General features: G+C 74.6%; 10 protein-coding genes. All 10 read left to right on the top strand.

Annotation, left to right across the window (positions count from 1 at the left end; all coding sequences use genetic code 11):
• The coding region (locus Q7W29_06365) for an AAA family ATPase (GenBank protein MDO9171439.1) at positions 1 to 1,506 on the top strand (1,506 nt) is incomplete at its 5' end.
• A 43-nt stretch (positions 1,507 to 1,549) separates the two neighbouring features.
• Entirely contained in the window at positions 1,550 to 1,849 is a 300-nt protein-coding gene (locus Q7W29_06360; GenBank protein ID MDO9171438.1) for a YbaB/EbfC family nucleoid-associated protein, read from the top strand.
• Between the two features lie 3 nt (positions 1,850 to 1,852).
• Positions 1,853 to 2,503 carry a recombination mediator RecR gene (gene recR / locus Q7W29_06355; GenBank protein MDO9171437.1) on the top strand — a complete coding sequence of 217 codons (651 nt, stop codon included), beginning with the start codon at positions 1,853 to 1,855 and terminating at the stop codon, positions 2,501 to 2,503.
• 103 nt (positions 2,504 to 2,606) lie between these two features.
• The gene (locus tag Q7W29_06350) at positions 2,607 to 3,038 is read left to right on the top strand and encodes a hypothetical protein (GenBank protein MDO9171436.1); all 432 of its coding nucleotides are present in this window, start codon (positions 2,607 to 2,609) and stop codon (positions 3,036 to 3,038) included.
• Positions 3,035 to 3,625 carry a hypothetical protein gene (locus tag Q7W29_06345; GenBank protein MDO9171435.1) on the top strand — a complete coding sequence of 197 codons (591 nt, stop codon included), beginning with the start codon at positions 3,035 to 3,037 and terminating at the stop codon, positions 3,623 to 3,625. Before Q7W29_06350 ends, Q7W29_06345 begins: the two co-directional genes overlap by 4 nt.
• Positions 3,626 to 3,761: 136 nt before the next feature.
• Positions 3,762 to 4,214, top strand: coding sequence for a phosphatidylglycerophosphatase A (locus Q7W29_06340; protein ID MDO9171434.1), 453 nt, complete (start codon positions 3,762 to 3,764; stop codon positions 4,212 to 4,214).
• A 2-nt stretch (positions 4,215 to 4,216) separates the two neighbouring features.
• Positions 4,217 to 5,491, top strand: coding sequence for a nicotinamide-nucleotide amidohydrolase family protein (locus Q7W29_06335; protein MDO9171433.1), 1,275 nt, complete (start codon positions 4,217 to 4,219; stop codon positions 5,489 to 5,491).
• Positions 5,488 to 6,057, top strand: a complete 570-nt coding sequence (gene thpR, locus Q7W29_06330) for an RNA 2',3'-cyclic phosphodiesterase (GenBank protein ID MDO9171432.1) — start codon at positions 5,488 to 5,490, stop codon at positions 6,055 to 6,057. Before Q7W29_06335 ends, thpR begins: the two co-directional genes overlap by 4 nt.
• A gap of 92 nt (positions 6,058 to 6,149) precedes the next feature.
• Positions 6,150 to 7,268: a recombinase RecA gene (gene recA / locus Q7W29_06325; protein MDO9171431.1), complete on the top strand. Its 1,119-nt coding sequence runs from the start codon at positions 6,150 to 6,152 to the stop codon at positions 7,266 to 7,268.
• A 3-nt stretch (positions 7,269 to 7,271) separates the two neighbouring features.
• Positions 7,272 to 7,732, top strand: a 461-nt coding sequence (locus Q7W29_06320) for a RecX family transcriptional regulator (protein ID MDO9171430.1), incomplete at its 3' end; no start/stop codon positions are given.

Below are 7,732 nucleotides of genomic sequence, written 5' to 3'. Positions count from 1 at the left end.
AGCCACACCGGCGTGGACAACGTGCGCGAGCTGCGCGACATGGCCCAGTACACGCCCAGCCCCGGGGCGAGCCGGGTCTTCATCATCGACGAGGTCCACATGCTCTCGAAGGGGGCCTTCAACGCGCTGTTGAAGATCCTCGAGGAGCCGCCGGCCCGCGTCTTCTTCTTCTTCGCGACGACCGAGCCCGCCAAGATCCCGCGCACGATCCTCTCGCGCTGCCAGCGCTTCGACTTCCGCCTGCTGACGCGCGACGAACTGTCCGCGCGCCTGACCGCGATCGCGGCCGAGGAAGGCGTCCAGCTGGAACCCGGCGCCCTGCGTCTGGTCGTGGCGCAGGCGGAAGGGTCCATGCGCGACGCGCTGAGCATCCTGGACCAGGTCCTGGCCGCGAGCCCCGAGCGCATCGACGAACAGGCCGTCGTGGACCTGTTCGGGCTGGTGGGCAGCGAGGTGGCGATCGAGCTGAACGAGGCGGTCATGGCGCGCGACGCCGGCCGCGCGCTGCGCCTGGCCGACCGCGTGGCCGCGGGCGGCCAGAGCCTCGACGACTTCGCCCGCGGGCTGGTCGACAACTTCCGCAACCTGCTGCTGCTGCGCATCGACCCCGCGCTCGCGGCGGGCATCAGCCTGCCCGAGGACCAGATCGAGATCCTGCGCCGGCAGGCCGGACACTTCGCGCCCCAGGACCTGCTGGCCCTGCTCGACCGCGCCAGCCGCGGCTTCGAGCGCATCCACCGCAGCGGGCAGCCCCGCGTGCTGCTCGAGGCCCTGCTCGTCGAACTGGTCCTGCTGGAGTCGCGGGTCGTGCTGTCGGACCTCGTGCGCCGCCTGGAAGCCCTGACCGGGCAGCCGCTGTCCGGCGGCGACGGCGGCCCTGGCGCCGACCGGCGCACCGCCGCGGGCCGGACGGCGTCCGCGCCCAAACCGTCCGCCGTCAAGGCGTCCGGCGCGCGGGCCGCGCCCCTCGCCGACGCCGCACCTCTTGCGGACGCCGCGACGGAGCCGCCCGCCCCGCGGGACCACGGCGCCTCGCGCGTGCGCGACGCGTCGACGGCGGCGGCGGCCACCACCGTCGACGGCTGGACGGCCTTCGTCGAGACGCTGCTCGGCCGCCAGCCCGGCCTCGGCTCCTGCATCATGGAGGGCATCCCGGCCGAGGAGGACGGGCGCATCGCGCTGTCCTTCCCCGTCGAGAAGCAGTTCCAGCTGCAGCTGATCCAGAAGGACCTGCCGCGGCTGCAGGAGCTCGCGCGCGAGCTGCTGGGCCGCGACATCGTCCTGAACCTGGTTTCCGGCGCCGAAGCGGCGCGGCGCGAGCACCGCGAGGAGCTGCGCCGCCACGTGGCGCCCACCGAGCACGAGACGCTGCAGCGCGCCTGCGGCGGCGACGCGGCCCTGGACCACCTGGTGCGGCGGCTCGATGCCGAGGTCGTGCCCGCTGCGGATCGCGACGCCTGGCACACCGCGCCCGACCGGGGCGGGGCCGCGCCGCGCGAGGACTGACAACAGCGCCCGGCCCCGCCGGCGCGAGGAGAACACCGTGGACATGCGCGCCCTGATGAAGCAGGCCCAGCAGATGCAGAAGCAGATGCAGGAGACCCAGGAGCAGCTGGCCCAGCGCGAGGTCGCGGCCGAGGTCGCCGGCGGCCAGGTCGTCGCCGTGATGAACGGCCGCCACCAGCTCGTCTCGCTGACCATCCGACCCGAGACCGTCGACCCGCAGGACGTGGAGTTCCTCCAGGACCTGGTCGTCAGCGCGGTCAACGAGGCGGTGCGCCGCGTCGACGAGATGGTCGAGAAGGAGATGGGCGCCCTGACCGGCGGCCTGAAGCTGCCGGGGATGTAGGTCATGGACCACACCGCCCCCGCCATCCGCCACGCCGCCCGGACCCGCGAGGGCGGCGAGTTCCAGTCCCCCTCGCTGGAGCGGTTGGTCCGCGCCCTGAGCCGGTTGCCCGGCCTCGGGCGCAAGTCGGCCACCCGCATCGCCCTGGACCTGCTGCGCGAGGACGCCGCGTCGCCCCGCGAACTGTCCGAAGCGCTCGCCGAGGCCCGCGCCAACGTCCGCCACTGCGGCCGCTGCGGCGCCATCACCGAAGCCGACCCCTGCGCCATCTGCACGTCCCCGTCGCGGGAGCCGCACCAGCTCTGCGTGGTGGCCTCGCCCGTGGACGTCCTGCCCTTCGAGAAGGCCGGCTTCTACCGCGGCCGCTACTTCGTGCTCGGCCGCCTGCTGTCCCCCCTGGACGGCGTGCGGGCCGAGGACCTGCCGTTCGCGCGGCTGGCCACGCGCGTGGAGCAGGACGGGATCGGCGAGATGATCCTGGCCCTCGACGCGAGCGTCGAAGGCGAGGCGACCTCCCTCTACATCCAGCGCATGTTCAGCGGGCGCGACCTGCGCCTCAGCCGCCTCGCCACGGGCATCCCCGTGGGCGGCGCGCTGGCCTACACCGACGAGGCGACCCTGCACCGGGCCTTCCAGTTCCGCCGGGATTTTTAGGCTCAATCCCTTATCTTCACCGCCGATACCACGGGCAATGGCTCAGCGGCCGGTCACCGTCGACCCGCCGCCGGCGACCCGCCGCCGTGTCCGGAGGTAGGACGTGACGACCCCGACCCGCACCCGCGACGACGCCTACACCCTGCTGTACTCGGCCGCGGTCGCGCTGCTCGAGCGCACCGGCGTGCGCGGCGTGGCGCTCGTGGACGGGCAGGGGCGTCTCGTGCTGCACGTGGGGGAGGCCCCGCAGGGCTTGCCGGAGGCCGCGGTGGCCCGCCTGCGGGCGGCGCTGGCCGCGGCCGGCGTGCTGGGCGCCGACGCCGCGCCCGAGGCCTCGGCCTTCCTGCTCGACGGGGAGCACCGAGTCCATGCCGCCCACGTGGCCCGGGGTCTGGTGCTCATGGTCTTCGGGAACGAGGACCTCTGGCCGGGGCTGGCGCACCGGACGGTGGGCAGCCTGCTGGCGAGCATGCGCGAGGCCGTCGGGCTGCTGTTCGAAGAGGCCGATCCGGAAACGCCGACGAGGCGGGCGTGATTCCCGCCGCCGAACGGGACCGCGCCGGGAACCTGCCCGAGGTGCGCCGCGCCGTCCTGTACGGCCCCGGACGCGGCGGCAAGTCGGCGACGCTGGCGGCCTGGGCCGGCCTGTTCGGTGCGCCGGGTGCGCTCGCCGCGTCGCGGCATGCCGAGTTGCAGGCGGCCGCGTTGCCGTCCGCCGTGGCGTCCGGCGACGGGTTCGAGTACCTCACCGTGCCGGCCGACGCGCAGCGCTCCGCGCTGCACCTGCTGACCACGCCGGGCCGCCTGTCCTGCAGCGAGGAGCGACGGCTGCTGCTGCGCGGCGCCGACGCCGTCGTCTTCACGGCCGACAGCCGCGGCTGGCGCCAGGACGCCAACCTCATCCTGCTCGACGAGCTCGGCGCCGAACTCGCGGCCGGCGGCCCCGGCGACCGCGCCGCGCTGCTGCTGCAGTACAACCACCGCGACGATCCCGAGGCCCTGCCCCTCGCCGAACTCGAGGCCCTGCTCAACCCGGTCGGCTGGCCGTCCGTGCCCACGGTCGCCACCACCGGCGAGGGCCTGCCCGACCTGCTGGCCCTGCTGCTCGCCCGCTTGCGCTGAACGGCGCGACCGGATCCCGCACGCTCCGTCCCTCGCCGCATCGACGACCCGCCGCGTTGACCACCCGCCGCGCCTGGCTTATCCTGCACGCGCTCGTCGTGCGCGCCGGCCGGGACTTCGCCGAAAGGACACCGCCGTGGGGCGTCTGCTGATCAACGCCTTCGCCACCTTCCTCGGGACGGGGCTGGCGCCCTTCGCGCCGGCCACGGTCGCCAGCCTGGGTGTGACCTTGCTGTGGGGGCTGGCGTCGCCGGTGCCCTTGGCCGCCCAGGTCGGCCTGCTCGCGCTGGTCGTGGCGCTGGGCGTGCCGGCGGCCACCTGGATGGAGCGGCGACACGGCAAGGACCCGCACCGCGTGGTCTGCGACGAGGTGGCCGGCATGCTGGTCACCTACTTCGGCCTCACCACGGGCTGGGCCGGCTGGCTGGCCGGTTTCCTGTGGTTCCGCGTCTTCGACATCGCCAAGCCGTTCCCGATCCGCAGGCTGGAAGCCCTGCCCGGCGGCTGGGGCATCATGTGCGACGACCTGCTGGCGGGCGTGTACGCCCACCTGCTGCTGCGCGTCACCCTGTCCGTGACGGGTTGGTGAACATGGCGCGTCTGATCGAGGCCCGCCTGATCGCGGTCGGGGACGAACTGCTCAACGGGCGCACGCTCGACGCCAATTCCCACGAGATCCAGCAGCGCCTCTCGCGCCGCGGCGTGGCCGTGGGCGGCGTGGCCGTCGTGCCGGACCGCGCCGCCGCCATCGCCGCGGCCCTGGACGCCACGCCCGCAGATTGCCTGGTCGTGCTGACCGGCGGGCTGGGCCCGACCCCTGACGACCTGACCGCCGAGGCGGTCGCGGCCTGGGCGGAGGTTCCGCTGCGGGAGGACGGGGCCATCGCCGACATCCTGCGCGCGCGTTGCGAGGCGCGCGGCCGTCCCTACGGCCCCAACATGGTGAAGCAGGGCCTGCTGCCGCTGGGCCTCGCCGCCCTGCCCAACCCGGAGGGCTCCGCGCCGGCGATGGTCGGCGACCTGCGCGGCCGCACGCTGGTCCTGCTGCCCGGCGTGCCCTCGGAGATGCGGGTCCTGTGGCCGCTGGTCGAAGCCTGGCTGGACGACGGCGGCCGGCTCGGCCCGGCCCGGCCCGTCCTGCTGCGCCGCACGGTACGGCTGAGCGAGCCCGTCCTGGACCGGCTGACGGCGCCGCTGCTGCGGGAATTCCCAGGCTGCGGCTGGTCCTGGTGGCTCACGCGCTGGGGCGTCGACGTCCAGGCGCTGGCGCCGGCCGGGCGGGACGCGATGCCCGACGGCCTCGCCGCGCGGCTGGACGAAGCGCTGGGCGACCGCGTGTGGGCGCGCGAGTTCGTCGACCTGCCGGCCGTGGTCCTGTCGGCGCTGCGCGGCGCCGGCGCGACGGTGGCCACCGCGGAATCCTGCACCGGCGGCCTGCTCGGCGCCGCGTTGACCGACGTGCCGGGCGCTTCGGACGCGTACCGCGGCGGGATCGTCGCCTACGCCGACGACATCAAGCGGGACCTGCTGGACGTGCCGGCGGCGCTGCTGCGGGACCACGGGGCCGTGAGCGGGGAGTGCGCCCGCGCGATGGCCGCGGGCTGCCGGGCCCGCTGCGGCGCCGACGCCGCGCTGTCGGTGACCGGCGTCGCCGGGCCGGGCGGGGGCTCGGCGGCCAAGCCGGTGGGCACCGTCTGGATCGGCCTGGCCTCGGCCGCGGGGACGTTCGCCGGACACGCGCGCTTCCTCGCGCACCGCGCCCGCAACCGCGAACTCGCCGTGGCGGTGGCGCTGGACGCCCTGCGACGCCACCTCGCCGACGGCGGCGACCCCTTCGCGCACGCGGAAGCCGACGGCTGGTCGTGAGGCTGTTCGTGGCCGTCGATCCCGGGGAGCGTTTCCGCGCGGAGGTGTCGCCCTGCCTGGACGCCTGGCGGGCGCGCTGGGACCTGGGCTGGGCGCGGACCGAGCAGCTGCACGTCACGCTGCGCTTCCTCGGCGAGTGGCCGCCCGAGCGGCTCGATGACCTGCGGGCGGCCCTGGCGGCGGCGGCGGGGGAGACCCCGCCGTTCAGCATGCGGGCCGGCGGCCTCGGGGCCTTCCCGGGCTGGCGTCGGCCGCGGGTTCTCTTCTTGCAGATGGAGAGCGGCGGCGCGCTCGAGGCGCTGGCGGCGCGCATCGCGGACGCGATGGCCCGGCGGTGTCCGGGGCTCGGCGCGACGGCGGGCGGGTTCCGGGCCCACCTGACCCTCGCGCGGTTCCGCGCCGGACCGCCGCCGCGCGAACTCGCAGCCCTGCGGCGCGAAACGGTGCCGCGCGTTTCCGGGATCGACGTCACCGGGATCCGCCTGGTGCAGAGCACGCTCGCGCCCGGGGGAGCCCTCCACGAGACGCGCACTGTTTTCCCGCTGGCGGGGGCCGCGGCGCCGTAGTAAGGTCGCAAATACCGACCGCCCCGGCGCGGCCTGGCTCGCCGCCCGCACGATCTCCCGGACGCAGTCCCACACCCAAGGAGTGATTCGCAATGGCTATGGACAGGCAGCAGGAGAAGGCCAAGGCCCTGGAGCTGACGCGGGCCCAGATCGAGAAGCAGTTCGGCAAGGGATCGATCATGCTGCTCGGGGAGAACCAGGTGGTCGAGGGCATCGAGCCGATCTCCACCGGCAGCCTCGCGCTGGACATCGCGCTCGGCGTGGGCGGCCTGCCCAAGGGGCGCGTGGTCGAGATCTTCGGCCCCGAGGGCAGCGGCAAGACGACCGTGGCGTTGACCACGATCGCCAACGCCCAGCGCAAGGGCGGCGTGGCGGCCTTCGTGGACGCCGAACACGCCCTGGACCCCGTCTACGCCCGGCTCATCGGCGTGGACATCGACAACCTGCTGGTCTCGCAGCCGGACACCGGCGAGCAGGCCCTGGAGATCACCGAGATGCTCGTGCGCTCGGGCGCCGTGGACGTCGTGGTCATCGACTCGGTGGCCGCCCTGGTGCCGCGCGCGGAGATCGAGGGCGAGATGGGCGACCAGCACGTCGGCCTGCAGGCCCGCCTCATGAGCCAGGCCCTGCGCAAGCTCACCGGCGCGATCAGCAAGACCCACACGCTGGTCATCTTCACCAACCAGATCCGCATGAAGATCGGCGTGATGTTCGGCAACCCCGAGACCACGTCCGGCGGCAACGCGCTGAAGTTCTACAGCTCGGTGCGGCTCGACATCCGCCGCATCGGCGCCATCACGCAGGGCGAGGACGTGGTCGGCAACCACGTGCGCGTGAAGGTGGTCAAGAACAAGGTGGCGCCCCCCTTCAAGAAGGCGGAGTTCGACATCCTCTACGGCGAGGGCATCTCCAAGGAAGGCGACCTGATCGAGCTGGGCACCGCCGCCGAGATCATCCAGAAATCCGGCGCCTGGTACAGCTACGGCGACGAGCGGCTCGGCCAGGGCAAGGAGAACGTGCGCGACCTGCTGCGCGCCAATCCCGACCTCTACTCCCGCATCGAACACAAGGTGCTCGTCCACTACGGCGTGCGGACCGAGCCGGCCGCGGCCGCTGACGCGGTCGCGCCGGCGGCGAAGGCCGCGGTCGAGGGCGGGGCCGACGAGGCGCCCAAGCCCGGACGCGGGCGACGCGCCGCCGCGACGGACTGAGCCGTGGACGGGACGGAGCCCGGGATCCGCCTGCTGTCCCTGGACCGCGGCGACGGCGAGGCGCGGCTCGCCCTGAGCGACGGCACGGTGCTGGAGCTGGCGACGTCGTCGTTGCCGCCGGATCTGCCCGCCTGCGGGGAGGTCCTGCCGGCGGCGCTGCTCGCGACGCTCCACGAGGCCGCGGTCCGCAAGCAGATCGCCCGCCGGCTCTTCCGCGAACTCGATCGCCGGCTGCGCACGCGGGCGGACCTGAGGTCCCGCCTGCTCGCGGCCGGCTACCCGCCGGGTCCCGTCGACGAGGTGCTGGAGCGGTTCGAGGAGACGGACGTCCATTCGGACCGGCGCTTCGCCGAGGCCTGGTGCCGCGACACGCTCAGAGCCAAGCCCGTCGGGCGGCGCCTGCTCGCCGACCGCCTGGCCAGGTCGGGGGTGCCGCCGGCGCTTGCCGCCGCCGTCGCCGCCGA

It is taken from the genome of bacterium, from assembly GCA_030654305.1.
GTDB lineage: Bacteria > Krumholzibacteriota > Krumholzibacteriia > LZORAL124-64-63 > LZORAL124-64-63 > PNOJ01.
Note: the sequence above shows the minus strand (reverse complement) of the source record. Positions and strands in the feature narration are given on the sequence as shown.